Source organism: Nonomuraea sp. NPDC003754 (assembly GCF_053605785.1).
Genome location: NZ_JBSGJX010000007.1, coordinates 262,367 through 285,485, shown reverse-complemented (window position 1 = coordinate 285,485; position 23,119 = coordinate 262,367). Strand labels below are relative to the sequence as shown.

The window sequence follows — 23,119 nt, the reverse complement described above, 5'->3', positions numbered from 1 at the left end:
TCAGGCGCGCTGGCTCGAGACCGAGACGACCTCTCCCGTCATGTAGCCGGAGTACTCGCTGGCCAGGAAGACGATCACGTTGGCCACCTCCCACGGCTCCGCCGCCCTGCCGAACGCCTCCCGCTCCACCAGCTCGGCCAGCACCTGCTCGGTGGTGACCTTGGACAGGAACGGGTGCATGGCCAGCGAGGGCGCGACGGCGTTGACCCTGATCCCGTGCTCGGCGGCCTCGACGGCGGCGCACCTGGTCAGCGCCATCACTCCGGCCTTGGCCGCGGCGTAGTGCGACTGCCCGCGCTGCGCCCGCCAGCCCACCACCGAGGCGTTGTTGACCACCACGCCCGCGCCACGCGGGATCATGTGCCGCAGCGCCGCGCGCGTGCAGCGCATCGTGCCGGTCAGCGTCACGTCGAGCACCGCGTGCCACTGCTCGTCGGTCATCTCGGCCAGCTCCGCGGTGCCGCCCAGGCCCGCGTTGTTGACCAGCACGTCGAGCCGCCCGTGCGCGGCCACCGTCGCCTCGACCAGCGCGCGCACCTGGTCCTCCGAGGTGACGTCGCACGGTACGGCCAGCGGCTCGACCCCGGTCAGCGCGGCCAGCGCCTCGGCCGCCTCCCGCAGCCGCCGCTCGTGCCGGTCGGAGACGACCACGGTCGCGCCCTCCTCGGCGCACCGCCGGGCGGTCGCGTAGCCGATGCCGGTGCCCGCGGCGGCGGTGACCAGCGTGACCTTTCCTTCGAGCAGGCCGTGTGACTTCACTTGGGCAGCCCCAGGGTGCGTTCGGCGATGATGGTGCGCTGGATCTCGCTCGATCCCGCGTAGATGGTGTCGGCGCGGCTGAACAGGTAGAGCCGTTGCAGGTCGCCGAGCTCGCCCACCAGCCCCTCCTTGCCCAGCACCGCCTGGGCCAGCTCGCCCAGCCGCTGGTGCCACTGCGACCAGTAGAGCTTGGCGACGGAGGGCTCGGCGCCGGGCCGCAGCGCGTTGAACCGCATGATCCGCAGCTCCAGCCACGACCGTGCCAGCTCGTCCCTGATCAGCGGGTCGTCGAGCGCGCCCGTCCGCCGCGCGGCCGCGACGACCTTGGCCAGCTCGCGCTGGAAACCGATCTGCTGGCCGAGTGTGGAGGCGCCGCGCTCGTGGCCGAGCGTCGCCATCGCCACCTTCCAGCCCTCGCCCGGCGCGCCGAGGATGTTGTCCTTCGCGGTCCTCGCGCCGTCGAAGAACACCTCGTTGAACTCGGCGGTGCCGGTGAGCTGCCGGATCGGGCGCACCTCCACACCGGCCTGCCGCATCGGCACCAGCAGGTAGGACAGGCCCCGGTGCCGCTGGGAGCCCTCCTCGGTACGGCACAGCACGAAACACCAGTCGGCCACGTGGGCCAGCGACGTCCACACCTTCTGCCCCGTGACGACCCACGCGTCGCCGTCGAGCACGGCCCTGGTCTGGACGTTGGCCAGATCGGAGCCGGCCTCGGGCTCGGAGTAGCCCTGGCACCACAGCTCGTCGCCGCGCCGGATGGGCGGAAGGAAGCGGTCCTTCTGCTCCCGCGTCCCGAAGTCGAGGATCGTGGGACCGATCAGCCCCTCGCCGATGTGGCCGACCCGGGCGGGGGCGTCCGCCTTCGCGTACTCCTCGTGGAAGGCGATCTGGTCTTCGAGGGAGGCGTCGCGGCCTCCGTACTCCTTCGGCCAGGCCAGGCACGTCCAGCCCGCCCTGCCGAGGTGGCGCTCCCACGCGTGCCGTACGTCGTGGCCCTCGTGCTCGCGGCCGGGGCCGCCCAGCCCGCGGGCGTGCGCGAACTCGCCCGACAGCGCCGACTCCAGCCAGTCCCTGATCTCGTGCCTGAGCGTCATGAGGCGAATCGCCCGTAGCCGCCGCGGAAGAAGAGCAGCGGCCCGCCGTCGGCGTGGGCGTCGAGCTGGTGCACCCGCGCCACGACGATCACGTGGTCGCCCGCGGGGTGCTCGGCCTCGATCGAGCACTCGAGCCAGGCCAGCGCGCCCTCGAGTAACGGGTTGCCGCCGGGGGAACGGCTCCAGGCCAGGCCCGCGAACTTGTCGCCGCCCCTGGCCGCGAGCTGCGCGCAGACCTGCTGCTGGTGCTCGGCCAGTACGTTGACGGTCAGCGTTTCGGCCGCCCGGAGCCGGGGCCAGCTGGTGCTGGTGTGCGCGACGCAGAAGGCCACGAGCGGCGGGTCGAGCGAGACGGAGGTGAAGGAGTTGGCCGCCAGGCCGCTCGGCGCGCCGCTGTCGGGGTCGAGGGCGGTGATGGCCACGACGCCCGTGGCGAACCTGCTCAGGACCGACCTGAAGTGCTTGGCGGCGTTGCCGGCGGGGCGGTCGGCTCCGTGGTCGGCGGGGTGGTCGGCGGGGTGCTCGCGGGTGCCGTTGGCGGTGCCGGGCTGGTACGGCGCGACATGCGGCCTGCCGTCACAGCCGTCCGGCGCGATCAGCCGGGCAGCGTGTGTGCTCATGGGCGCCTCCTCGTCCACCACTCTATCTTACCAAGCGCTTGCTTGGACGGTAGGCGTCTCCCCGGAAGGCTGTCAACGCGTTGACAGCCGTTTCCGGCCCGGCATAGCGTCGGTTGTGTGGCCAAGCGCTTGCTTGATTTCAGGGACGCCGCGGCCGTCGCGGGCGTCGGCTACACGCCGTTCTCCAAGGACTCGGGCGTCAGCACGCTGACCCTGGCGTGCAGGGCCGTACTGGCCGCGCTCGAGGACGCGGGCCTCACCGCCGACGACGTGGACGGCCTGGCCACCCACCGGGTGGGCGACTCGGCCGCGCCCTCCGTGGTCGGCCCCGCGCTCGGGATCGCCGCGCCCACCTGGTACCTCGACCACTTCGGCGGCGGCAGCGTCTCGCACGCGGTCGTCGGGCAGGCGGCCCTCGCCGTCGCGGCGGGCCTGGCCGAGACGGTGGTGTGCTACCGCGCGATCAACGCCAGGTCCGAGTTCCGCATGGGGACCGCGCCGAACCCGAGCCCCGAGACCCAGTACCTGGCCCCGTACGGCTACGGCGCCCCGGTCCAGCAGTTCGCCATGTACGCCAGGACCCACATGCTGAAATACGGCACCCTGCCCGAGCACTTCGGGCAGGTGGCGGTCCGGCAGCGCTCCTACGCGGCGGCCAACCCGCGCGCGCTGATGCGCACCCCCATCACCCTCGACGACTACCTGGGCAGCCGCCCGATCGCCGAGCCGCTGCGGCTGCTCGACTGCTGCCTGGAGACCGACGGCGCCTGCGCGGTGGTCGTCACCACCGCCGAACGCGCCCGCGACCTGCGCAGGCCGCCCGTGCTGATCACGGGCGCCGCCTGGGGCGGCGGCGACTCCTTCCTGGCGCCAGGCGAGCCGACCGTGACCGCCGCCGCCGCCCTCGCCCCCCGCCTGTACGGCATGGCCGGCGTCGGCCCCGCCGACATCGACGTGGCCGAGCTCTACGACTGCTTCACCTACTCGGTGATCGTCCAGCTGGAGGACTACGGCTTCTGCGCCAAGGGAGAGGGCGGGCCCTTCGCGGCCTCGGGCGAGGGGCCGCCGGTCAACACCCACGGCGGTTTCCTGTCCGAGGGGTACGTCCACGGGCTCAACCACGTCGCCGAGGCCGTCTCCCAGCTGCGCGGCGAGGCGGGGGAGCGGCAGGTTCCGGGCGCCGAGGTGGCGCTGTCGACCGCCCAGCCGGGGCACATCCTGGCCGCCACGTCGGCACTGATCCTGCGGAAGGGATGAGCGTGGACAGGGACTCGGCCGAGTGGTGGGACCTGGTGGCCAAGGGCGTTCTGGCGGTGCAGCGCTGCTCCTCGTGCGGCCTGGCCAGGTTCCCGGCCAGGGCGTTCTGCGCGGCGTGCCGTACCGAGGGGTGGTCGTGGGCGGCCGTGGCGCCCGAGGGGCTGGTGGAGAGCTGGATCGTGAGCCACTGGCGGGCCGCGGCGCCCTTCACGGTCGTGCGCGTACGGCTGGCCGAGGCGCCGCGGTGCGTGCTGTACGGGACCTGGCGGGGCGAGGGAGAGCCGCGGCGGGGACAGCGGGTGCGGGCGCTGTTCGCGGACGGGCCGCTGATCGAGTGGACCGCCTGAGGGGACGCCGACCGCGTGGGCGGCGTGGGGGGAGGCGGACCCCGCCTGACGACGAGAGCGCGCTCTTACCAAGAGAGCGCGCCCTGGCGGGCGTGGGGGACCCGCCAGGACGCGCCTCCGTACCGTGCGCGTCGACCCAGGACCCCGGCGAGGGATGGGGTCCTACGCCGAGTGCTCGCGCACGGAGCCGGTGGGGGAGTGACCGTCTGTCGTGGGGTGCCGGTAGCGCTCGGCGATGCGGAGTGCCGCGCCTACCGGGTCGTCGATGGGGTGCGTGACGGTCGATCCCTCCTCGTGCCATTCGAACGAGCCGTCCCTGCACCACACGGTCAACTCGGTCAGTACGGACAGCACGGACATGCCATTCCCATTGCTCTGGTAGGTGTGGGTGAACCCCTGGCGGTGCAACGCGTAACGCAGTAAACGTGTTGCCTCGCGGGGGTCGTGCCAGGGCAGGTACGGCGTACCCGCGCGGACCGGCAGCACCGGCCGTCACCCCCTCGCCCGACCTTTCGATGGATTTGTACCAACGAATGGATGATGCGGCTGTCAATGCCGTCCGGTCAAGGGGTTGTAGCTAGATAGAACCAGATCGTCTAAATTGTTGGAACAAAAGGGGTGAAAGTGGCTCGGTCGTCGCTGTATCAGCAGGTGGCTTCGGATCTGCGAAGGGCCATCTACTCCGGCGACCTCGGCCCCGGGGCGCAATTGCCCACAGAAGCCCACCTTCAGGACCAGTACGGCGTAAGCCGCAACACAGTCAGGCTGGCCCTCGGCGAGCTGGTGAACGAGGGCCTCGTCACGCGCGCGCCCCGGCGCGGCACGATCGTCCGCGACCGCCGTCCGCTGCTGATGTATCCGCAGCGGGAGCTCGCCGCGCAGCCGCGCGGCGAGGTGCGCGAGGCCTTCGCCTACGCCGTCTCCCAGGAGGGCCGCGAGCCGAGCCAGACGATCGAGGTGCAGATCGTGAGCCCGGTCGAGGAGATCGCCAGCCGGCTGCAGCTGGGCGACCGCGACCTGGCGGTCGTCAGGCGCCGGCTGCGCTTCGTCGACGGCCAGCCGTACAACACCAACGACTCCTACTTCCCGCGGACGCTGGTGCAGGACTCCGAGATCGCCAGGCCGGGAGACATCGCCCGCGGGGCCAACAGGGTGCTCGAGGAGCTCGGCCACAAGCAGGTGCGGGTGGTCGACGACATCATGGCGCGGATGCCGAACCAGGAGGAGGCCGAGCGCCTCCAGCTGGAGCTGGGGACCCCGGTCGTCGTCTACATCAGGGTCGGCTACGACAGCGCCGACACGCCGGTGCGCGTGGCCGTCTCGGTGCTCCCGGCCGACAAGCACCTGATTCGCTACGAGCTGGGCCTCCGCTAGGACCACGCTCGCTTGGGGGTGATCCCGTCCGTGCGGCGCGGGTCGTCGTTCCGCGCTGGGCACGGTGGAGTTGTGCATACTCCCCCAAATTGCATTTTTCCCTGAAATATCGCCATGAAAGCCGTGCGCCACCGGTTGAACACGCTCCGTGTTCACTCCGTCACCCATCGGAACGAAGGGCAGAAACATGCACTCCAACACCCTGCTTCCCCCGCTGACCCTCCGGCGTGCCGTACCCGACGACCTTCCCGGCGTCCTCTCCCTCCTCGCCGACACCGCCGAGTGGCTCCACGCGCAGGGCGTACGGCAGTGGCCGCGCGGCGGCTTCGGCCCCGAGCGGATCGTGCCGCTGATCGAGGAAGAGGTCCTCTACCTGCTAGAAGGCCACTTCGGGGAAACCGTCGCGACCATCGCCCTCGACGGTCACGCGGACGAGGAGTTCTGGACCCCGGCCGACGATCCCGGCTCGGCCCTCTACGTCCACAAGCTCGCCGTCTCCCGCGCCGCCGCGGGAACGGGTCTCGGCGACGCGCTCCTCGACTGGGCGGGAAGCGCCGTCGCGGCGTCGGGGCGGCACTGGCTGAGGCTCGACTGCGCGAAGGGCAACCCGCGGCTCCAGCAGTACTACCTGCGGCGCGGCTTCCGCCACCTCCGCACGGTGGACCTGCCGCACCGGGCATCGGGCGCGCTGTTCCAGCGTCCCGCCGGCATGCGCACCAGCGTCGCCGACGACCTGTTCCGGACCCTGGATCTTGTCGATGCCTGACGTGGTTTGTCAGATATGATCGCTGCCCTCCTCTGTGCCAAGAGGAGGGCAGATTAGGCGATAACCTCTCTTTCATGACCGGATCCTTGCTCGAGGTGATCGCGCTCGACGCGCGCGACGCCGTGGCCGCGGAAGAAGGTGGCGCCGACCGTGTCGAGGTCGTCGCCGACATGGCGGCCGACGGTCTCACCCCCGCGACGGAGACGGTCGCGGCGATCGCCAGAGCGTGCTCGCTGCCCCAGATGGTCATGCTGCGCACCGACCCGAACTTCACCTCCGAGTCGCTCGACAAGCTCGTCCCCAAGGTGAAGGAACTGGCCGAAGCGGGCGCGGCCGGGTTCGTCTTCGGCTTCCTGACCGCCAAGGGCGCCGTGGACCTGGAGGCGACCGAGGCGCTCATCCACGCGGTCTCACCGCTGCCGTGGACCTTCCACCGGGCCGTCGACCACGCCGCCGACGTGCAGGCCGCCTGGCGGGCCGTACGGCTGCTGCCGAACCTGGCGACCGTGCTGACCTCGGGCGTGCCCGCCGGCGTCGCCGAGGGGCTGCCCGTGCTCAAGGCGCGCGCGGAGGCCGGCGACGCCGGACTGATCCTCGCCGGCGGCGGGCTCAAGCTGCCCCACATCCCCACGCTGCTCGACTACGGCGTGCGCGCCTTCCACGTGGGCAGCGCGGTGCGCCCCTCGTGGACCGCACCCGTCGAGGCCCGCCGCGTCGCCCAGTGGCGCTCCCACATCGACAGGGACCTCTGAACCCACAGGACCCGCTGACTCGACAGGGACCGCTGACGGCGGCGCCGGTCAGCCGAGCGCCGAGTCCGCCCGGTGCAGGGCGGCCACCAGGGTCTTGATCGTGGCCGGCTCGTCCATCACGCCGCCCCCGGCCGCGCTGCGCTCCTCCCAGGCCCGCACCCGGGCGGCGTACGCGTCGTAGTGCGCCAGGTGGAAGGCATGGACGGTGGCGAACCGGGACACCAGGTGCGAGGGGTGCATGTCCCACCCCTGGTAGTAGCCGTGCGCCAGCGAGTGCCTGACCAGGGCCGCGTGCCTGCGCCACAGCGCGTGCACGTCCGCCGTCGCGGCCGAGGCGGGCGAGGCGGCCAGCGAGCCGTCCGACAGCTCGACCCCCGTCCCCGCGAACGCGGTCTGCATGACGTGGCGGGCGTGGTCGCAGGCGGGATGGTCCAGGCGCTGCTCGTGCGGCGGCAGACCGAGCGCGGCGGTGTAGTCGAAGACGCCGAAGTGGGCCGCCGCGAGCCGTCCGCCGAGCGACTCGGCCAGGTCGGAGCGCAGGAACAGCACGGTCTGCGGGGCCTCCACCTGGATCTCGAAGCGCAGGGGGGCGGCGAGGCCGAGCTCGCCCTCCAGAGCGGCCAGCACCTGCGCGAACTGCCGCAGGTACTCCTCCATCAGCACCTTGGGGAAGGTGACCGTGAAGCCGGGCGGCAGCTCGCCGGCCCGGTCGAGCAGCTCGGCGAGGAACAGCTCCAGCGTGCGGATCGAGCGGTCGGGGTCGCCGTCGGCGAACGACTTGACCCGCAGCCCCCACCGGCGCGGCAGGCCGCCCTCGGCGTGCAGGCGGGCCAGCGCCGCCGCGGCCGCGACCGCGTCGCCGTCCTCGGCCCCCGGCCGCACGCCGTAGCCGTCCTCGAAGTCGACGCGCAGGTCCTCGACGGGCTCGGCGGCCAGCTTGGCGGCCACCCGCGCGTGCACGTCGGCCGCCAGCGCCGGGGGCAGCCCGAACACCTCGGCCATGGCGGCGGCGTCGGGCAGGTGGTCCTTCATCAGGTCGAGCGCCTGGCCGCCCCACGAGGAGGGCGTCGAGGAGGAGAACAGGTCGGCGGGGACGTAGACCGTGTGCACGGGCTGCCAGCCCGGCTTCGGCGCGGGATAGCGGGCCTGCTGGACCCGGTGGACGTCCGCGAAACCGGCGACGGTGATGCGCATCGTCACACGCTACCGAGCGCCGAGCGTCATGGTCACGGCGGTACGGGGGCCGACCGGCCGCAGGCGGCCAGCATCGCCTCCAGGCCGACCAGCTTGACCCGTTCCCCCCTGCCGAGCGTCCTGGCGAGGGCGACCTCGGCCGCCTCGATGGCCAGCCAGTCCTCGTAGGTGACGGGCCTGACGCCGCGCTCGGCCAGCAGGTCGTCGATGCGGGCGACCGCGCCCGACGGGGCGTCGGCCAGCAGCGTACGGACGGTCTCGGCGGCGTCGGACTTGTTGGTGCCGATGACGCCGGTCGGCCCGCGCTTGAGCCAGCCCGCCACGTACTCGCGCTCGTGCACCCGGCCGGCGACGTTCGGCACGGTCATCGTCTCGGTGGAGAACGGCACGCCCGGCAGCGGCACGCTCTGGTAGCCGACCGAGCGCAGCACCATCCCGACCGGCAGCGTCTCGAACTCGCCCGTGCCCACCACTCTGCCCTCCTCGGACAGGCGCGTGCGCTCCAGGCGCAGGCCCTCCACCCGGCTGGTGCCCAGGATCTCGACGGGACGCAGCCAGAAGCGCACGTCCAGCCTGCGGGGGCGGCCCACCGGCGGGCGCTCCGACCACGACCGCAGCACCTCGATGTTGCCCCTGATCTGGCGAGGGAAGTCGGCGCCCAGCACCACCGCCTCGTCCGGCCGCACGCACACGTCGGCGTTGCCGACCTCGCCCAGCTCCCGCAGCTCCTTCAGGGTGAACTTGGCGTGCTCGGGCCCGCGCCGTCCGATCATGTGGATCGCCTTGACCTGGCTGTCGGCCAGCCGGGCCAGCACCTCGTCGGGCACGTCGGTACTGCTGAGCTCGTCGGCCGTCTTGGCCAGGACACGCACCACGTCCACGGCCACGTTGCCCACGCCGATCACGGCGACCTCGGGGCTGTCGAGCTCGAACATGTCGGGCGAGACGTCGGGATGGCCGCAGTACCAGTTCACGAAGTCGGTGGCGGCGACGCTGCCGCGCAGGTGCTCGCCCGGGATGCCCATCTTCCTGTCGACCATCGCGCCCGTGCAGTAGACGACGGCGTCGTAGCAGGCCAGCAGGTCCTCGACGGAGACCTCGGCGCCGAGCGTCAGCCCGCCGAGAAACCGGATACGCGGGTCCTCGAGGACCCGCCTGAGGTAGTTGGCGATCGACTTGATCGAGGTGTGGTCGGGCGCGACGCCGTATCTCACCAACCCGAACGGCGTGGGCAGCCGCTCGAGCACGTCGACCTCGACCGGTTCCCTCGACTGCTTCACCAGCGCCTCCGCCGTGTAGATGCCGGCGGGGCCCGATCCGACGACTGCCACGCGCAACGACACGCTGCCTCCTCGGTGGCGACGCTATGTTCGTGATTGTGTACCGACCAGACGCAGGCGGCCAAGCTCGTCCAGGAATCCCGTATCGCCCGTCCTGACGAACCCGTCCTTGGCGAACACCCTCGCGTCCCCGTCTCCGACGTACCCGCTCATGACCGCCTGCGACCGCAGCAGCACCTCGCCCTTCTCCCCGGCGGGAAGCGGGTGGCCCGCGGGGTCGCGGACGGACACGTCCACGCCGGGGCGCGGCCTGCCGACGGTCAGCTCGGCGTCCTGCGGCGGGTCGTCGGGGCGGGTGCCGAGCCCGAGCCCCGCCTCCGTGCACAGGTAGCGGTTGCAGACGGGCACGCCGAAGCGCGTCCGCAACCGCCTGATCAGCTCGGGCTCGGCGGGTCCCCCGCTGGACAGGACCAGGTCGAGCGAGGGCGGCTCGCCCGGCACCTCCAGGATGGCGGCCAGCTGCTCGGGCGTGCCGTGCAGCACCCGCAGCCGCCGCTCGCACATCAGGCGCAGCGCCGCCTCGGGGTCCCAGCGCGGCAGCACGTGCGTCGTCCTGCCGGTCTGCAGGAACGCCGGCAGCCGGGTGGCGAAGGCCATGTGGCCCATCGGGTGCCACAGCAGGCGGGAGTCGCCCTGGCCCCAGCGGGCACCCGCCCCGTGGGCTCTGATCGCCTCCAGTTGCCGCTCCCCGAAGACCGCCGCCTTGGGCGGGCCGGTCCTGCCCGAGGTGTGGGTGATCACGACGGGGCGCCCGGGGTCGGGCGGCAGCGGGGGCGGCGGCGCCTCGTCCCTGGCCAGCCCGCCGAACCCGGTGCCGGCCAGCGTCACGACGTCGAGCCCCGGCAGGGCCGGCAGCAGGCCGGGAACGGTGACGACGATCAGCGGATCGAGCCGGGCGAGCAGGCGCACCCTCAGGGGATGGTGCGGGTCGACGCCCGCGGCGACCGCGCCGATCTTGACGGCGGCCACGTAACAGACGACGTACTCGGGACCGTCGGGCAGCACGAGGGCGACCACGTCGCCGATGCGTGTCCCGCGGTGGGCCAGGCCCGCGGCCACCTGGTCGGAGAGGCGGTCGAGATCGGAGAAGGACAGTCGGGAGATGCCGGAGTCGACCGCCACACGCCCCCCGAACCTGCGCGCGGCCTCCCCGGCCAGCAGGCGCAACATGGCGACTCCTGACGAAAAGGCGCACGAGATTCCTACCCGCCCCGTGCCGCCTCACGCAGGGCGATCTTGTCCAGCTTGCCGGTGGCGTTCACCGGCAGCTCGTCGAGGACGAACACGCGGCGGGGCACCTTGTAGTCGGCCATGTTGGCCTTGGCCCACGCGCGTAACCGCTCCTCGCTCACCTCGGCGCCCGCCCTCGGCACCACGTAGGCCCACCCCGCCTCGCCCGACCTGTCGTCCGGCACGCCGATCACCGCGGCCTGGGCCAGCGACCCCTCGTGCAGCAGCAGCGACTCGACCTCCGCGGGCGAGACGTTGAACCCGTTGACGATGTAGAGCTCCTTCTTCCTGTCCACGATCGTCAGGTTGCCCGCCGCGTCGAGCACCCCGATGTCGCCGGTGTGCAGCCATCCTCCGGCGTCGATCACCTCGGCGGTCTTGTCGGGCTCGCCCCAGTAGCCGCGCATCACGCCGTAGCCCCGCTGCAGGATCTCGCCGCGCTCGCCCTGCGGCACCTCCTTGCCCATGGCGTCCACGATCTTCACCTCGATGCCGGGCACCGGCCGTCCCGCCGAGCCCGCGATCACCTCGACGGGGTCGTCGTGCCTGGTCATCGAGACGACGGTGCCCTCCATGAGGCCGTAGGCGTTGATCATGCGTTCGAGACCGACGCGCTCGACCAGCCGGGTGACGAGCGAGGCGGGCACGGCCGCCGCCCCGCAGATGGCCACCCGCAGCGACTTCACGTCGCACGGCCGCCGGTCGAGCTCCTCCAGGAGGCGGGCGAAGAGCGTCGGCGGCCCCGCCAGGATGGTGATACCGCCACTCTCGACGAGCGTCGTCAGGGCGTCGGGGCTGAAGGCCGCGACGGGCATCATCGTCGCCCCGCGCATCACGCACGCCAGCAGCCCCGCGTTGAGACCGAAGCCGTGGGCGAAGGGGGCGATCACCGGGTAGCGGTCGCCTTCGCGCAGCGTGACGATCTCCGACCAGTCCCAGTAGCCGCGCAGGACCTGGGCGTGGTCGAGCATGACGCCCTTGGGGGTTCCCGTCGTGCCCGACGTGGACATGATCTCGCACAGGTCGTCCCCCCGGACGGCCAGCGCCCTGGCCTCCGCCTCCGCCACGCTCGCCAGCGCGCCCCGGACACCCTCGAAGGACCGCACACCGGGCAGACGGTCCTCGCCGATCAGCATCGACACCCCGGTCCTGCGGGCCAGCTCGGCCGCCTCCAGCCGTTTCGCGCGGGCCGAGATCGGCACCAGGACTGCCCCGGCGTCCCACACGCCGAAGGCGTGGACCGCCCACGACAGGTCGTTCGGCCCCCAGACGGCCACCCTGTCGCCTGCCCGCACGCCCTGGGCGATGAGCGCGCGGGCCACCGTCCGGGCGCGCTCGCGCAGCGCGGCCATGCCGAACTCGAGGGTGACGGGCGCGTCGGGACGCTCCCTCGCCCGCTCGCGCAGCATCCGGGGGATGGTTTCCCACTGCATGACGTGCTCCTACACGGGTCCTGCTACACGAGTCCTGCTACACGAGTGCTGCTAGACGAGGGCGCGGTCCCTGCCGAGGTGGTGGCCGCGGTGGTCGGTGAGGATCCCGGGCGTCGCGGTCTCCACCGCCTCGGGCGAGACCTCGACGGCGATGGAGACGGGGGTGAGCGCCGCCAGGGCCTGCTGGATGCGGGCGCGCCACATCGGGTTGGCGACGAGGCTCTGCCGCGCGAAGGTCACGGTGAGCGTGGCGGAGTCGAGCGTGCCCTGCCTGCTGACGGCCAGCTCCCAGCCCGACACCCCGTCGACCTTCGACAGCGCCTTCTCGACGCGCGGCAGCGAGACCCAGACGCCGCGCACCAGCACGTGGTCGCCGACGGTGTGGGCGAGCCGTCCCTCGACGGTGACGTGCCCGGTGCGGACCGCGGTCTCGCCGTACGGGACGACCAGTTCGGCACGGCCGTCGGTCACCGTGGCGTCCTTGTCCAGCGCGCCGAACGCCAGCACGCCGTCGGCGAGCGGGACCAGCGGCTCGGCCTCGCCGGCCCGCCAGGCCAGCGCGCCGCCGGAGAAGGGGCTGGAGTAGACCTCGCTCACCTCGGCGGCGAACTCGGCGGCCAGGTGGCCGAGCGTCCGGCGGCCGGCGATCTCGCCGGTCAGGACGATGGTCCGCAGGCCCAGGTCGAGCGGGTCCAGCAGGAACTCCAGGTGCAGCCTGGCCAGGAAGTCCATCGCGCCCGTGGGGGTGGCCACCAGCGCCGTGGCCCCGAGCGCCTGCAGCGCGTGGTGCAGCCGCATCCTGCCGCGCGGCCCCACCGAGGCGGCGGCCTCGGCCACGCCGGCGGCGGCCGCGGCCCACAGCCCGCCCGCGGGCTCGGCCAGCGCCACCACCACCCTGTCGCGCTCTCCCACGCCCGCCGCCCTGAGCGCCTGCGCGGTCAGCTCGGGCCGCAGCGGGAAGGCGAAGGAGGCGTCGGGCGCGAGGTGGAGCAGCCCTGTGGCGCTCCGCGGCGCCAGGTCGTCGCGGGTCAGCCACCGGGTCACTGCATCACCTCGGTCATGAAGACGTTCATCGAGTCGCAGACCAGCTCGTGGGCCAGCCCGCCCGCCTGGCACTGCAGGATCAGGTCGGTCGCGCCCGCCTCGGCGATGCGGGCCACGGCCTTGCGTGAGCCCTCCACGTCGTCGACCACGACCATCAGGTGCTCGCGCAGCGTCGCCATGGCCTCCTCGGGTGGCATCCCGGCCGCCAGCTGGCCGAGCACGCGGTGGGTGGCGTGCCGGGCGTCGTAGTAGTCGGGCGGGGTGACCAGGTTGACCTGCCGGCGGATGTACCACAGGACCGCGTCGGCGGCCTCCTCGCGCGCGGTGCCGACGTACCACGGGATCATCAGCGCCACGCGCCGCGTGGCGGGGTCGAAGCCGTTGTCGGCCAGGCACTCCTTGTAGCGGGCGATGTCGGCGGCCACGTCGTCGACGCCCTTGAGCATGGTCATGCCGAGCAGGTTGTAGCCGTGCCTGGCCGCGGCCAGATAGCCGTCGAGCGAGGTGGACGCCACCCACACCGGCGGGTGCGGCACCTGGGCGGGGCGCGGGTAGACCGCCACGTCGGGGATCTCGAAGTACTCGTTCGACCTGCTGATCGGCTCGCCGTCGGCCCGCCAGATGTCCAGTGTCGCGGCCAGGCTGTCCTCCCAGATCTGGCGCGACTTCTCGAACGGCCGCTGGAAGGCCTGGTACTCCAGCGGCGAGGCCCCGCGTCCGGTGCCGAACTCCACCCTGCCGCCGCTCAGCACGTCGAGGGTGGCCACGCGCTCGGCCGTCCTGATCGGCGACTGGAACGGCAGCAGCACCACGCCGAGCCCCAGATGGATGCGGGTGGTGCGCTGGGAGATCGCCGCCAGGACCAGGTCGGGCGCCGAGGAGTGGGAGAAGCCGCGGGTGAAGTGGTGCTCGACGAACCACGCGGTGTCGAAGCCCAGGCGGTCGCCCAGGACGACCTGCTCGATCACGTTCTCGAACGCCTGCTGTTCGACCTCGCGGGTCCGCCCGCGGACCTCCAGCTCGTATCCCAGGCTGATCCGCATCCACGCCTCCCGATTGATAACCAAGCGCTCGCTTGGTTGAGCGTAGCAGCCGACCCGGACTTGCGGGAAGGGCGCGGGGAGATCAGAGTGAGTGTCCGTGAGCGCGGAGAAGCGGCGAAAGCAGGGGCTGAGGCGGTCGAAGGACGGCACGCACCCGGAGATGAGAACGCGTCGCGCCCGAGAGGCTTCCGACGAGCCGGCCTTCGTCGAGGCCCGCAGGTTCGAGGCGTTCGGCAGGGTGATGGCGGCGCTGGCGAGCGAGGCGGAGTTCATCGAGTCGTGCCGCGACCTCACCTGGTGGCGCGGCGCCGACCACAGCTGGCACATCTCCTGGCGCGACGGCCCCTACGCCGGCGAGGTCGCCGCGCTCCTGGCCGAGCATGTGGGTGAGGACGTGGGCGAGGACGTGGCCGAGCATCTGGGTGCCTACGGCCGCGCCGGAGACCTGGTCGGCCCGGCCGGTACCGGCGCCCGCTCCTCGGCCGTGCTCGAGGTGATGGGGGTGCGCTTCGAGCTGCGCGCCGTCGATCCGCTCGGCAGGTCGAGGGCCGGTGCGCGGCCGCAGTTCTGGCGGCTGGCCGAGGCGCTCGACACCACCCGCAGCGGCAACGCCAGGCGGCCGTGGGAGGAACTGCTCGGCGGCTAGCCGATCTCCAGGCGCGCCCGGTGCGCGCGGGGCGGGCCGAACAGCTGGGCGTCGGAGGTGGCGCGCTTGAAGTAGCGGTGGGCCGCGTGCTCCCACGTGATGCCGATCCCGCCGTGGATCTGGATGCTGTCGCCGGCCGCCTTCAGGTAGGCCTCTGAACAGTAGGAGCCCGCGATCGCCGCGTTCTCCCTCGTCGGCTCCCGCGCCGCCGCCCACGCCGCCGACCGCGCCGACTCCACCACCAGCAGCAGGTCGGCCAGCCGGTGCTTGATCGCCTGGAAGGAGCCGATGGGGCGGCCGAACTGGTGGCGCAGCTTGGCGTAGGCGGTGGCCTCCTCCAGGCACCTGCTCGCTCCGCCCACCTGCTCGGCGGCCAGCGCGACGACCCCCAGGTCGCGGACCCGCTCCCAGGTCGCGCCGTCGCCTGCCCGCCGTACGGGGACGTGGTCGAAGGACAGCGCGGTGAGCGGGCGGCTCTCGTCCATCGTCGCGTACGGCACGCGCTCCGACGGCTCGGCCTCGACCAGCCGCCCTCCCGCGTAGACGAGCACGGTCTCGGCGTCGAGCACGTAGGGCGCCCGGCCGGTGAGCCGCTCGCCCTCAAGGACGCAGGAGTGCTCGCCGGGCAGCACGACGGTGGCCGTGCGCGTCCCCTCCGCGATCGCCCCGAGCAGCGCCGGATCGTCGGTTGCGGCGGCGGCCATGACGGCCGTCTGGAGGAAGGGGTGCGGCGACAGCGCTCTGCCGATCTCCTCGGCCACGACGGCCAGCTCGCGGATGCCGCATCCCGCTCCGCCGTACGCCTCGGGGACGGCGAGCCCCGCTGTCCCGAGTTCGCCCGCGAAACGCGCCCACGGCGCGTGCGGATGGGCGGCGAGAAAGGACCGGACGGTCGCCCGCAGCTCGGAAAGGCTCACGAAAGCCGATGCTAACCAAGCAATTGCTTGCTATGCCAGTGACCTCTGGTTGACCGAAATTTACTTTGGCTGTAAGTCCGCATAGTCTGATTAGTGCACTATGGAGAAGTTTGTTCTTGATTACGCTGATTTCGCCGAATATGACCGGCGACAGCGCGCCATTCAGCGCCACGTGCTGGCCGCCTTCCTCGGGGGAGTGGTGGTCGGCTTCATCGGCGCGCTCGTCGCGCCCATCGACCCGGGGATCTACGACCCCTACGTCTACTTCGCGCTGCCCATCCTGGTGGGCGCGACCGCGAGCGGGTTCGGGTGGGCTCTGCTGGCCACCTTCCTCGCCGTCGTCACCACCCTGGTGGCGGCCATGGGAGGCAGCGCGCTGCGCGGCGACCTGGGCTTCGACGCCATCGGCGACACCGCCGTGGGGCTCAACATCCTGGTCGCCCACCTGGTGGTGCTCGGCCTGCTCGCCTACGTCACCCGCAGGCGCGACCTGTGGGGCGACCTGGCCACCGGCATCATCTCGGGACTGCTGCTCGGCGACATCATCGACCGCGCCACCCCCGGCGGGCTCGACTGGCACGCCGGCTTCTGGCCCGCTCCCGCCCTCGGCCTCGCCGGCCTCGCCCTCCTCAGCCTCATCGCGCTCCGGCGCACCACTGCCGGCAGGCTGCGCGCCGCCGTGGTCGCCTGCGTGGTCACGGGAGCCTTGGCGGGCGCGCTCCTGGCCCTGTAGCGGGGGAAAGTCGGTAGCCTGTAGGTCTTCACCTCCAGTCCCTAACGAGGAGTAGCCGTGTTGCTGCGCATGTCGTCGTTGTTGCTTCGCACCCTGCGGGACGACCCGGCAGACGCGGAGGTCCCGAGCCACAAGCTCCTCGTCCGTGCCGGCTACGTCCGCCGCGTGGCGCCCGGGATCTACTCCTGGCTCCCGCTGGGCAAGATCGTCCTGGAGAACGTCACCCGCGTCGTCCGCGAGGAGATGAACCGCATGGGCGGCCAGGAGGTGCTCTTCCCCGCCCTGCTGCCCCGCGAGTTCTACGAGTCGACGGGCCGCTGGACCGAGTACGGCGACACGCTCTTCCGCCTCAAGGACCGCAAGGGCGGCGACTACCTGCTCGGCCCCACCCACGAGGAGCTGTTCACCGACATGGTGAAGGGCGAGTACTCCTCCTACAAGGACTACCCCGTCACGCTCTACCAGATCCAGACGAAGTACCGCGACGAGGCCAGGCCCAGGGCGGGCATCCTGCGCGGCCGCGAGTTCCTCATGAAGGACTCCTACTCCTTCGACCTCGACGACGACGGCCTCAAGCGCTCCTACGAGCAGCACCGCGAGACCTACATCCGCACCTTCGACCGCCTCGGCATCGACTACAAGATCTGCTTCGCCACCTCGGGTGCGATGGGCGGCTCGGCGTCGGAGGAGTTCCTGGCGCCCACGCCCACCGGCGAGGACACCTTCGTCAACTGCCACCACTGCGGCTACGCGGCCAACGCCGAGGCCGTCGTCACGCCCGCGCCCGCCGTCAGGCCGCTCGAGGGACAGCCCGCGCTGCAGGTGCTCGACACCCCCGACACCCCGACCATCGAGACGCTGGTGTCGTTCGTCAACGCCGAGCACGGCCTCGGCATCACCGCGGCCGACACCCTCAAGAACGTCGTCGTCAAGGTCACCACCCCCGGCTCCGACAAGGCCGAGACGCTGATCATCGGCGTGCCCGGCGACCGTGAGGTCGACTTCAAGCGCCTGGAGGCCGCCCTGGCCCCCGGCGAGCCCGCCATCTTCGAGGCCGACGACTTCGCCAGGCACCCCGGCCTGGTGCGCGGCTACATCGGCCCGCAGGTGCTCAAGGACCTCGGCATCCGCTACCTCGTCGACCCGCGCGTGGTCACCGGCACCTCCTGGGTGACCGGCGCCAACGAGCAGGGCAGGCACGCCGCCAACGTCGTGGCCGGCCGTGACTTCTTCCCCGACGGCACCATCGAGGCCGCCGAGGTCCGCGCGGGCGACGCCTGCCCCCGCTGCGGCAACGAGCTGTCCATCGACCGCGGCATCGAGATCGGCCACATCTTCCAGCTGGGCCGCAAGTACGCCGACGCCGCCGGGCTCGACGCCCTCGGCCCCGACGGCAAGCCGATCAGGATCACGATGGGCTCCTACGGCATCGGCGTCTCGCGCGCCGTGGCCGTGATCGCCGAGCAGAAGTACGACGAGCTCGGCCTGGTCTGGCCGCGCGAGGTGGCCCCCGCCGACGTCCACATCGTCGGCACGGGCAAGGAGAACCAGGTCGAGGTGGCCGTCCAGCTCGCCGAGGAGCTCGAGTCGCGGGGGCTGCGCGTCCTGGTCGACGACCGGCCCTCGGTCTCGCCCGGCGTCAAGTTCAAGGACGCCGAACTGCTCGGCCTGCCCACCATCCTGGTCATCGGCCGCGGCCTGTCCCAGGGCGTCGTCGAGCTGCGCGACCGCGCGTCGGGGACCAAGGAGGAGATCCCGCTGGCCGAGGCCGCCGAGCGCGTGCTCGCCGCCTGCCGCGGCTGAGCCGCCCCTGACGGTACGGCGGGCGGCCGCCCGCCGTACCGGTGGCCGCCTGTCCGGCTCGCCCGTCCCGGCGCGGGTTCGGCGTCCCGCCGTTACATCACCGCCTCCGGTAGCTGTGTCCCCGTGAGGCATCGACACATCGACGTGGACGGGGTGCGGACCTTCTACCGCGAGGACGGCCCCGAGGACGCCCCTGTCGTGCTCCTCCCGCACGGCTACCCGTCGTCCTCGTTCCAGTACCGGCACTTCATGCCCGCGCTGGCCGACCGGTGGCGGCTGGTCGCGCCCGACTATCCCGGCTTCGGCTACAGCGCCACGCCCGCGGACTTCCCGTACACCTTCGACGGCTACACGACGTTCCTCGACCGGTTCGCCACCCTCCTGGACCTCCGGCGCTACGCCCTCTACCTGCACGACTACGGCTCGCAGATCGGCCTGAGGCTGGCCATGACGGCGCCCGAGCGCGTCACCGGTCTGATCATCCAGAACGGCGACATCTACGAGGACGAGTTCGGCCCCAAGTACAAGCCGCTCCAGGACCACTGGGCCAACCCCACCCCAGCCGGCCGCGCCCGCCTCAGCCAGGCGGTCAGCCAGGAGGGGTTCATGGACGAGTTCGTCGGTGAGGTGGCCGACCACCTGGTCGAGCGGATCAGCCCCGACCTGTGGCGGCTGTCGTGGCCGCTGATGGACACGCCCACACGGCGCGAGATCGCCGTGGGGCTCATGGAGGGGCTGAAGGAGAACCTCGAATGGTTCCCCCGCTACCAGGCCTATCTCGGGGAGCACCGGCCCCCGACGCTGATCGTCTGGGGGCCGCAGGACGGCTACATGCCCGAGGGCGCGGCCCGCGCCTACCTGCGCGACCTGCCCGACGCCGAGCTGCACCTGCTGGAAGGCGGGCACTGGGCGCTGGAGACGAACCTGACGGAGATCGTCGCCCTCTCCCGCGACTTCCTGGCCCGCCTGCCGCGCTAGTAGCGGTAGTGGCGGTGCCGGCGACCGCCGAGGGACTTGCTGAGGTGGAAGCCGCCCGGCAGCCGGAGCGTGAGGTGGCGGCGGCCGTCAGGAGTGGTGCTCACGTGGAACCTGTGGTTGCCGAAGCTGTGCCCGACCCCGTGCCGAGACAGGTGGATCCTGAACGGTCCCACCTTGATCGACTTGCGGTAGTGCCAGCCCATCGATCCTCCTAGGGGAAAAGTCCGTGGTGCCGGGAAAACGACCGGCACCACGGCAGAGTTCCCAGGTCAGCGGTGACCACTGCGCCCCAGGGTCTTGCGCCAGTGGAAGCCGCCCGGCAGGTTCACCGACAAGGTCCGCCGCCCGTCGGCGGTCCTCGTCAGGCGGAAGGCCCTGGTGCCCCAGCTGTGGCCGACCCCGCCACGGGACAGGTTGAGTCGGAACGGGCCTATGTTGATGGACTTCTTGAAGCTCCAGCCCATGAATGCCTCCATCGGGGGGAATGTGACCCGCCCCGGCTACCCATGACGATCGTTTCCAACCTGTCCCGAGGGTGAGAGGGGCCACCCGCCCGCCCGGGGCGAGCGGGGTGTCAGCGGCTCGGCGCCGGCGCCGGGGTCGCCTGCGGCGCACCGGCGCGCGGGGGCATGCCGGGGAAGGCCGTGCTGACCGCGGGGCGGAAGCCGTACGACCTGACGGCCGACTCCTGCATGGCCAGCGCCGCCAGGCGGCGCGTCGCCGGCTCGCTCGCGGCGGCCAGCTCCAGGTAGGCCGCCGTGATCCCCGCCTCCACCTGGACGGCCAGCCGGACGGCCGCCGCCGCGGAGCCGGGCACGGAGGGCAGCGTGTAGGCCGCCTCCGGCTCGGCGGGCTTGCCACCCGCGGCCGAGACGAGCGCGCGCAACTGGTCGCGCCTGGCCCGGTGGGCGTCGAAGGCGGCCGTCACCTTGTCACGCAGGTCGCCCGTCGTGCGCGCGCCCATCAGGCCATAGGCGTAGACGGCCGCGTGCTCGGCGGCCAGCGCCTTGTTCACGGCCTGCACGTCTGTCACCGCGGACTCCCTCCGGCCTCGCCTGCCGTCTCCATGAGCCCCACCTGAAGAGCCTCCGTGCGCCTCGCCTGCGGAGCCCTCGTGTGCCTAGCCGGAAAAGGCCCCGTGCGCCCCGCCTGCGGAGCCCGCATGCGCCGCGTCGTGCCGGGGGCGGGGACTCCGGGGGATCCTGCGGCGCTCACAGCGACCTCGGCAGCGCCTGCGCGTGCAGCGCCTCGCAGGCGCCGATGCTGGCGATCAGCTGGGCCAGGGCGGGGGAGGCGGTGCCGAGCTGGCGGGCGCGCGTGGCGGCCGCCTTCCGCTCGGCCTCGCGCAGCCTGCTCAGCGACACCCTGGCCGGTTTCTTCGACGGCGACGGCGGCGCCGAAGGGGTGGCCGAGACGGCGGGCGCCGGCTCGGCGGGCAGCCGCCGGCGCAACTCGGCCAGGTGCTCCTCGTGCCGGGCCAGGAACGGCGCCAGCTTCGTCTCGCCGGCCTTCACCAGGACGGTGTAGAGATCGATCGTGCGCTCCTTGCCGGCGATCAGCTCGCGCAGCAGGAGATGCTCAGGGTCGGGCGCCTTCGGGGCGGCCGGCTCGGGGGTGCCGGCCGTACAGCCGGAGAGCGCCGCCATCGCCGCGCTCCCGGCGAGCACGGCGCGCCGGGACAGGGGAGGTGAGGACGACCTCCGGTCGGATGAGGAAGGCACAGTGCATCGTAAGGGGTGGGGCGGGCCGTTGGCGCGTTCCGCCTGTCGTGCCGTGATGCGATGCCGAGGTGTGATGCCGAGGTGCGGTAGGGTCTCGCTCTCGTGAGCCCGCGCCGCTCGAGCGTGTCGAGTGGCGCTCTTTCCGTGCCCTGGTGCGGATAGGGTATGAGCAGTCGTCGACTGAGCGGCCGCCACCACGGGCGGTCATGGATCGCAACACAATAGGGAGGTCGATATGGGCAGCGCATCATCCCGCGACCACCTGATGAAGCTCCTGGAGCCCGTCGTCGCCACCGCAGGTCTCGACCTGGAGGACGTGACGGTCACCCGCGCGGGCAGGCGAAGCGTGCTGCGCGTGGTCGTCGACAAGGACGGCGGGGTGACGCTCGACGACATCGCCGAGGTCAGCCAGGCCGTGTCCGACACGCTCGACGGCGACGACACGATGGGCCAGGCGCCCTACACGCTCGAGGTCTCCTCGCCGGGCGTCGACCGCCCGCTCACCGAGCCGCGCCACTGGCGCCGCGCGGCCAAACGCCTGGTCAAGGCGGAGCTGCGTGACGGCGGCCTGGTCGAGGGCCGCGTCCTCGGCGCCGACGACGACGGTGTGGAGATCGACGTCGCGGGCGCGCTGCGCAGGATCGACTATCAGGACCTGGCCCGAGGACGGGTGCAGGTGGAATTCCGCCGGTTCGAGGACGAGGAAGACGACCTCGACGACGACGGCGACGAGGGCTAAGGGGGAGCCTCGTGGACATCGACATGAGCGTCCTGCGCAGCCTTGAGCGGGAGAAGGACATCTCCTTCGACCTGGTCGTGAAGGCGATCGAGGACGCGCTGCTGATCGCCTACTTCCGCACGGAGGGCGCCGCGGCGAAGGCCAGGGCCGAGCTCGACCGTGCCACCGGGCACGTCACGATCTACGCCGCCGAGCTCGACGACGACGGCGACATCGTCAGGGAGTACGACGACACCCCCGGCAACTTCAGCCGCATCGCGGCCACCACCGCCAAGCAGGTCATCCTGCAGCAGCTGCGCGACGCCGAAGACGAGATCAACTTCGGCGAGTTCGCCAGCCGCGAGGGCGAGCTGGTCTCCGGCGTGATCCAGCAGGGCCAGGACCCGCGCGTGGTGCTCGTCGACCTCGGCAAGATCGAGGCCGTGCTGCCCCACAACGAGCAGGTGCCAGGGGAGGACTACGTCCACGGCGAGCGCATCCGCGCCTACGTGGTGCAGGTGAAGAAGGGCCACAAGGGCCCCTCGGTGACGCTGTCGCGCACCCACCCCGGCCTGGTGAAGAAGCTCTTCGCGCTGGAGGTGCCCGAGATCGCCGACGGCACCGTCGAGATCGCGGCGGTCGCCCGCGAGGCGGGACACCGCACCAAGATCGCGGTGCGTTCCCGCAAGTCGGGCGTCAACGCCAAGGGCGCGTGCATCGGTCCGATGGGCTCACGCGTGCGCAACGTGATGACCGAGCTGCACGGCGAGAAGATCGACATCATCGACTGGTCGGAGGACCCCGCGGACTTCGTCGGGAATGCCCTGTCGCCGGCGCGCGTTTCTCATGTCGAGGTTCTCGACCTGGACGGCAGGGTGGCGCGGGTCACCGTGCCCGACTACCAGCTCTCCCTGGCCATCGGCAAGGAAGGGCAGAACGCCCGGCTCGCCGCACGGCTGACGGGATGGCGGATCGACATCCGTCCGGACACCCAGGCGGATGATCCCGCCGGTTCCGTAGATGCGTCCAAGCGGTAAGCTGGAATATGGTGGCCAGGCGGCCCCGCTGAGAACGTGCGTGGGCTGCAGGGTTCGCACGGCTAAGTCCGAGCTGCTCCGTCTGGTGCTGGTCAAGGACCATGTGGTCCCTGACCTGCGCGGACAGCTCCCTGGCCGGGGTGCATCGCTGCATCCTGACCTGAGCTGTCTGGAGCTCGCCGAGCGTCGCCGAGCGTTTCCGCGCGCTTTTCGCGTGCCGGGGCCGCTTGACGTCTCGCGACTGCGAGCGCACCTGGAGGGAGAACCACATGTCATGTAGGACGCCGAGTTGATGGGCGGAGTCAGATTG

At 72.0% G+C, this 23,119-nt stretch carries 27 protein-coding genes; 12 read left to right on the top strand and 15 right to left on the bottom strand.

Annotation, left to right across the window (positions count from 1 at the left end; translation table 11 throughout):
• The 3 genes from ACWEVS_RS12200 to ACWEVS_RS12190 are packed head-to-tail and all read right to left on the bottom strand — an operon-like array spanning position 1 to position 2,476.
• The gene (locus ACWEVS_RS12200) at positions 1-759 is read right to left on the bottom strand and encodes an SDR family oxidoreductase (RefSeq protein WP_449917046.1); all 759 of its coding nucleotides are present in this window, start codon (positions 757-759) and stop codon (positions 1-3) included.
• Positions 756-1,856 (bottom strand): acyl-CoA dehydrogenase family protein, encoded by a 1,101-nt coding sequence (locus tag ACWEVS_RS12195; RefSeq protein ID WP_354906764.1) that lies wholly within the window; start codon positions 1,854-1,856, stop codon positions 756-758. The genes ACWEVS_RS12200 and ACWEVS_RS12195 overlap by 4 nt, the downstream gene beginning before the upstream one ends.
• A complete protein-coding gene (locus tag ACWEVS_RS12190) occupies positions 1,853-2,476 on the bottom strand; it encodes a flavin reductase family protein (protein ID WP_452551307.1) in 624 nt (207 codons plus the stop codon). The genes ACWEVS_RS12195 and ACWEVS_RS12190 overlap by 4 nt, the downstream gene beginning before the upstream one ends.
• A gap of 117 nt (positions 2,477-2,593) precedes the next feature.
• Between ACWEVS_RS12190 and ACWEVS_RS12185 the strand changes: the two genes are divergently transcribed.
• A complete protein-coding gene (locus ACWEVS_RS12185) occupies positions 2,594-3,733 on the top strand; it encodes a thiolase C-terminal domain-containing protein (RefSeq protein WP_452551305.1) in 1,140 nt (379 codons plus the stop codon).
• Positions 3,730-4,080, top strand: coding sequence for a Zn-ribbon domain-containing OB-fold protein (locus ACWEVS_RS12180; RefSeq protein ID WP_452551303.1), 351 nt, complete (start codon positions 3,730-3,732; stop codon positions 4,078-4,080). The genes ACWEVS_RS12185 and ACWEVS_RS12180 overlap by 4 nt, the downstream gene beginning before the upstream one ends.
• Positions 4,081-4,242: 162 nt before the next feature.
• On the opposite strand, the gene ACWEVS_RS12175 is transcribed toward ACWEVS_RS12180, so the two are convergent.
• The gene (locus ACWEVS_RS12175; protein ID WP_449917036.1) at positions 4,243-4,440 is read right to left on the bottom strand and encodes a hypothetical protein; all 198 of its coding nucleotides are present in this window, start codon (positions 4,438-4,440) and stop codon (positions 4,243-4,245) included.
• Positions 4,441-4,731: 291 nt separating this feature from the next.
• Between ACWEVS_RS12175 and ACWEVS_RS12170 the strand changes: the two genes are divergently transcribed.
• The 3 genes from ACWEVS_RS12170 (at position 4,732) to ACWEVS_RS12160 (ending at position 6,972) form a co-directional block, all read left to right on the top strand.
• Positions 4,732-5,454 carry a GntR family transcriptional regulator gene (locus ACWEVS_RS12170; protein WP_354906759.1) on the top strand — a complete coding sequence of 241 codons (723 nt, stop codon included), beginning with the start codon at positions 4,732-4,734 and terminating at the stop codon, positions 5,452-5,454.
• Between the two features lie 187 nt (positions 5,455-5,641).
• The gene (locus ACWEVS_RS12165) at positions 5,642-6,220 is read left to right on the top strand and encodes a GNAT family N-acetyltransferase (protein ID WP_452551301.1); all 579 of its coding nucleotides are present in this window, start codon (positions 5,642-5,644) and stop codon (positions 6,218-6,220) included.
• Positions 6,221-6,294: 74 nt separating this feature from the next.
• A complete protein-coding gene (locus tag ACWEVS_RS12160) occupies positions 6,295-6,972 on the top strand; it encodes a copper homeostasis protein CutC (RefSeq protein WP_354906757.1) in 678 nt (225 codons plus the stop codon).
• A 48-nt stretch (positions 6,973-7,020) separates the two neighbouring features.
• Here the strand turns inward: ACWEVS_RS12160 and ACWEVS_RS12155 are convergent, their stop codons facing one another.
• From ACWEVS_RS12155 to ACWEVS_RS12130, 6 genes are read right to left on the bottom strand one after another with little or no spacing between them, the layout of a single operon-like run.
• The gene (locus tag ACWEVS_RS12155; RefSeq protein ID WP_452551299.1) at positions 7,021-8,166 is read right to left on the bottom strand and encodes a DUF6986 family protein; all 1,146 of its coding nucleotides are present in this window, start codon (positions 8,164-8,166) and stop codon (positions 7,021-7,023) included.
• A 32-nt stretch (positions 8,167-8,198) separates the two neighbouring features.
• The gene (locus tag ACWEVS_RS12150) at positions 8,199-9,509 is read right to left on the bottom strand and encodes an FAD-dependent oxidoreductase (RefSeq protein WP_449917023.1); all 1,311 of its coding nucleotides are present in this window, start codon (positions 9,507-9,509) and stop codon (positions 8,199-8,201) included.
• A 21-nt stretch (positions 9,510-9,530) separates the two neighbouring features.
• Positions 9,531-10,676 carry a class I adenylate-forming enzyme family protein gene (locus tag ACWEVS_RS12145; RefSeq protein WP_449917020.1) on the bottom strand — a complete coding sequence of 382 codons (1,146 nt, stop codon included), beginning with the start codon at positions 10,674-10,676 and terminating at the stop codon, positions 9,531-9,533.
• Between the two features lie 32 nt (positions 10,677-10,708).
• Positions 10,709-12,169 (bottom strand): AMP-binding protein, encoded by a 1,461-nt coding sequence (locus tag ACWEVS_RS12140; protein ID WP_452551297.1) that lies wholly within the window; start codon positions 12,167-12,169, stop codon positions 10,709-10,711.
• 51 nt (positions 12,170-12,220) lie between these two features.
• On the bottom strand, positions 12,221-13,213 hold the full coding sequence (locus ACWEVS_RS12135; protein WP_449917016.1) for a hypothetical protein: 993 nt from the start codon (positions 13,211-13,213) through the stop codon (positions 12,221-12,223).
• Positions 13,210-14,256 (bottom strand): LLM class flavin-dependent oxidoreductase, encoded by a 1,047-nt coding sequence (locus ACWEVS_RS12130; RefSeq protein WP_452551295.1) that lies wholly within the window; start codon positions 14,254-14,256, stop codon positions 13,210-13,212. Before ACWEVS_RS12130 ends, ACWEVS_RS12135 begins: the two co-directional genes overlap by 4 nt.
• 160 nt (positions 14,257-14,416) lie before the next feature.
• Here ACWEVS_RS12130 and ACWEVS_RS12125 point away from each other — a divergent pair, with 160 nt between their 5' ends.
• Entirely contained in the window at positions 14,417-14,902 is a 486-nt protein-coding gene (locus ACWEVS_RS12125) for a hypothetical protein (RefSeq protein ID WP_452412683.1), read from the top strand.
• Here ACWEVS_RS12125 and ACWEVS_RS12120 read toward each other — a convergent pair.
• Positions 14,899-15,819, bottom strand: coding sequence for an acyl-CoA dehydrogenase family protein (locus ACWEVS_RS12120; RefSeq protein ID WP_452551293.1), 921 nt, complete (start codon positions 15,817-15,819; stop codon positions 14,899-14,901). The two genes, ACWEVS_RS12125 and ACWEVS_RS12120, sit on opposite strands and share 4 nt — an antisense overlap.
• Positions 15,820-15,919: 100 nt before the next feature.
• Here ACWEVS_RS12120 and ACWEVS_RS12115 point away from each other — a divergent pair, with 100 nt between their 5' ends.
• The 3 genes from ACWEVS_RS12115 to ACWEVS_RS12105 all read left to right on the top strand — a co-directional run bounded on the left by ACWEVS_RS12115 (position 15,920) and on the right by ACWEVS_RS12105 (position 19,333).
• Positions 15,920-16,552 carry a hypothetical protein gene (locus tag ACWEVS_RS12115; protein ID WP_452412685.1) on the top strand — a complete coding sequence of 211 codons (633 nt, stop codon included), beginning with the start codon at positions 15,920-15,922 and terminating at the stop codon, positions 16,550-16,552.
• Positions 16,553-16,609: 57 nt separating this feature from the next.
• Positions 16,610-18,355: a proline--tRNA ligase gene (locus ACWEVS_RS12110; RefSeq protein ID WP_354906747.1), complete on the top strand. Its 1,746-nt coding sequence runs from the start codon at positions 16,610-16,612 to the stop codon at positions 18,353-18,355.
• A 123-nt stretch (positions 18,356-18,478) separates the two neighbouring features.
• Positions 18,479-19,333, top strand: a complete 855-nt coding sequence (locus ACWEVS_RS12105) for an alpha/beta fold hydrolase (protein WP_452551291.1) — start codon at positions 18,479-18,481, stop codon at positions 19,331-19,333.
• Here the strand turns inward: ACWEVS_RS12105 and ACWEVS_RS12100 are convergent.
• From ACWEVS_RS12100 to ACWEVS_RS12085, 4 genes are all read right to left on the bottom strand, one after another.
• Positions 19,330-19,536: a DUF4236 domain-containing protein gene (locus ACWEVS_RS12100; protein WP_354906745.1), complete on the bottom strand. Its 207-nt coding sequence runs from the start codon at positions 19,534-19,536 to the stop codon at positions 19,330-19,332. The two genes, ACWEVS_RS12105 and ACWEVS_RS12100, sit on opposite strands and share 4 nt — an antisense overlap.
• Before the next feature lie 66 nt (positions 19,537-19,602).
• Positions 19,603-19,809, bottom strand: coding sequence for a DUF4236 domain-containing protein (locus ACWEVS_RS12095; RefSeq protein ID WP_452412687.1), 207 nt, complete (start codon positions 19,807-19,809; stop codon positions 19,603-19,605).
• A gap of 98 nt (positions 19,810-19,907) precedes the next feature.
• Positions 19,908-20,366: a ferritin-like domain-containing protein gene (locus tag ACWEVS_RS12090; protein ID WP_449916998.1), complete on the bottom strand. Its 459-nt coding sequence runs from the start codon at positions 20,364-20,366 to the stop codon at positions 19,908-19,910.
• Between the two features lie 178 nt (positions 20,367-20,544).
• Positions 20,545-20,979: a hypothetical protein gene (locus ACWEVS_RS12085; RefSeq protein WP_452551289.1), complete on the bottom strand. Its 435-nt coding sequence runs from the start codon at positions 20,977-20,979 to the stop codon at positions 20,545-20,547.
• A gap of 310 nt (positions 20,980-21,289) precedes the next feature.
• On the opposite strand from ACWEVS_RS12085, the gene rimP reads away from it, so the two are divergent.
• The 3 genes from rimP to ACWEVS_RS12070 are packed head-to-tail and all read left to right on the top strand — an operon-like array spanning position 21,290 to position 23,089.
• The gene (rimP, locus tag ACWEVS_RS12080) at positions 21,290-21,793 is read left to right on the top strand and encodes a ribosome maturation factor RimP (RefSeq protein ID WP_449916993.1); all 504 of its coding nucleotides are present in this window, start codon (positions 21,290-21,292) and stop codon (positions 21,791-21,793) included.
• Between the two features lie 11 nt (positions 21,794-21,804).
• Entirely contained in the window at positions 21,805-22,809 is a 1,005-nt protein-coding gene (gene nusA, locus ACWEVS_RS12075; protein ID WP_354906740.1) for a transcription termination factor NusA, read from the top strand.
• Positions 22,793-23,089 carry a YlxR family protein gene (locus ACWEVS_RS12070; protein WP_354906739.1) on the top strand — a complete coding sequence of 99 codons (297 nt, stop codon included), beginning with the start codon at positions 22,793-22,795 and terminating at the stop codon, positions 23,087-23,089. The genes nusA and ACWEVS_RS12070 overlap by 17 nt, the downstream gene beginning before the upstream one ends.
• Positions 23,090-23,119 lie beyond the last annotated feature (30 nt).

Coding starts and splice junctions, on each gene's coding strand:
- ACWEVS_RS12165 (WP_452551301.1), top strand. CDS start 5,642: ATGCACTCCAACACCCTGCTTCCCCCGCTGACCCTCCGGCGTGCCGTA.
- ACWEVS_RS12190 (WP_452551307.1), bottom strand. CDS start 2,476: ATGAGCACACACGCTGCCCGGCTGATCGCGCCGGACGGCTGTGACGGC.
- ACWEVS_RS12160 (WP_354906757.1), top strand. CDS start 6,295: ATGACCGGATCCTTGCTCGAGGTGATCGCGCTCGACGCGCGCGACGCC.
- ACWEVS_RS12100 (WP_354906745.1), bottom strand. CDS start 19,536: ATGGGCTGGCACTACCGCAAGTCGATCAAGGTGGGACCGTTCAGGATC.
- ACWEVS_RS12085 (WP_452551289.1), bottom strand. CDS start 20,979: ATGGCGGCGCTCTCCGGCTGTACGGCCGGCACCCCCGAGCCGGCCGCC.
- ACWEVS_RS12175 (WP_449917036.1), bottom strand. CDS start 4,440: ATGTCCGTGCTGTCCGTACTGACCGAGTTGACCGTGTGGTGCAGGGAC.
- ACWEVS_RS12070 (WP_354906739.1), top strand. CDS start 22,793: ATGCGTCCAAGCGGTAAGCTGGAATATGGTGGCCAGGCGGCCCCGCTG.
- ACWEVS_RS12145 (WP_449917020.1), bottom strand. CDS start 10,676: ATGTTGCGCCTGCTGGCCGGGGAGGCCGCGCGCAGGTTCGGGGGGCGT.
- ACWEVS_RS12130 (WP_452551295.1), bottom strand. CDS start 14,256: ATGCGGATCAGCCTGGGATACGAGCTGGAGGTCCGCGGGCGGACCCGC.
- ACWEVS_RS12180 (WP_452551303.1), top strand. CDS start 3,730: ATGAGCGTGGACAGGGACTCGGCCGAGTGGTGGGACCTGGTGGCCAAG.
- ACWEVS_RS12095 (WP_452412687.1), bottom strand. CDS start 19,809: ATGGAGGCATTCATGGGCTGGAGCTTCAAGAAGTCCATCAACATAGGC.
- ACWEVS_RS12115 (WP_452412685.1), top strand. CDS start 15,920: ATGGAGAAGTTTGTTCTTGATTACGCTGATTTCGCCGAATATGACCGG.
- ACWEVS_RS12155 (WP_452551299.1), bottom strand. CDS start 8,166: ATGCGCATCACCGTCGCCGGTTTCGCGGACGTCCACCGGGTCCAGCAG.
- ACWEVS_RS12195 (WP_354906764.1), bottom strand. CDS start 1,856: ATGACGCTCAGGCACGAGATCAGGGACTGGCTGGAGTCGGCGCTGTCG.
- ACWEVS_RS12140 (WP_452551297.1), bottom strand. CDS start 12,169: ATGCAGTGGGAAACCATCCCCCGGATGCTGCGCGAGCGGGCGAGGGAG.
- ACWEVS_RS12125 (WP_452412683.1), top strand. CDS start 14,417: ATGAGAACGCGTCGCGCCCGAGAGGCTTCCGACGAGCCGGCCTTCGTC.
- rimP (WP_449916993.1), top strand. CDS start 21,290: ATGGGCAGCGCATCATCCCGCGACCACCTGATGAAGCTCCTGGAGCCC.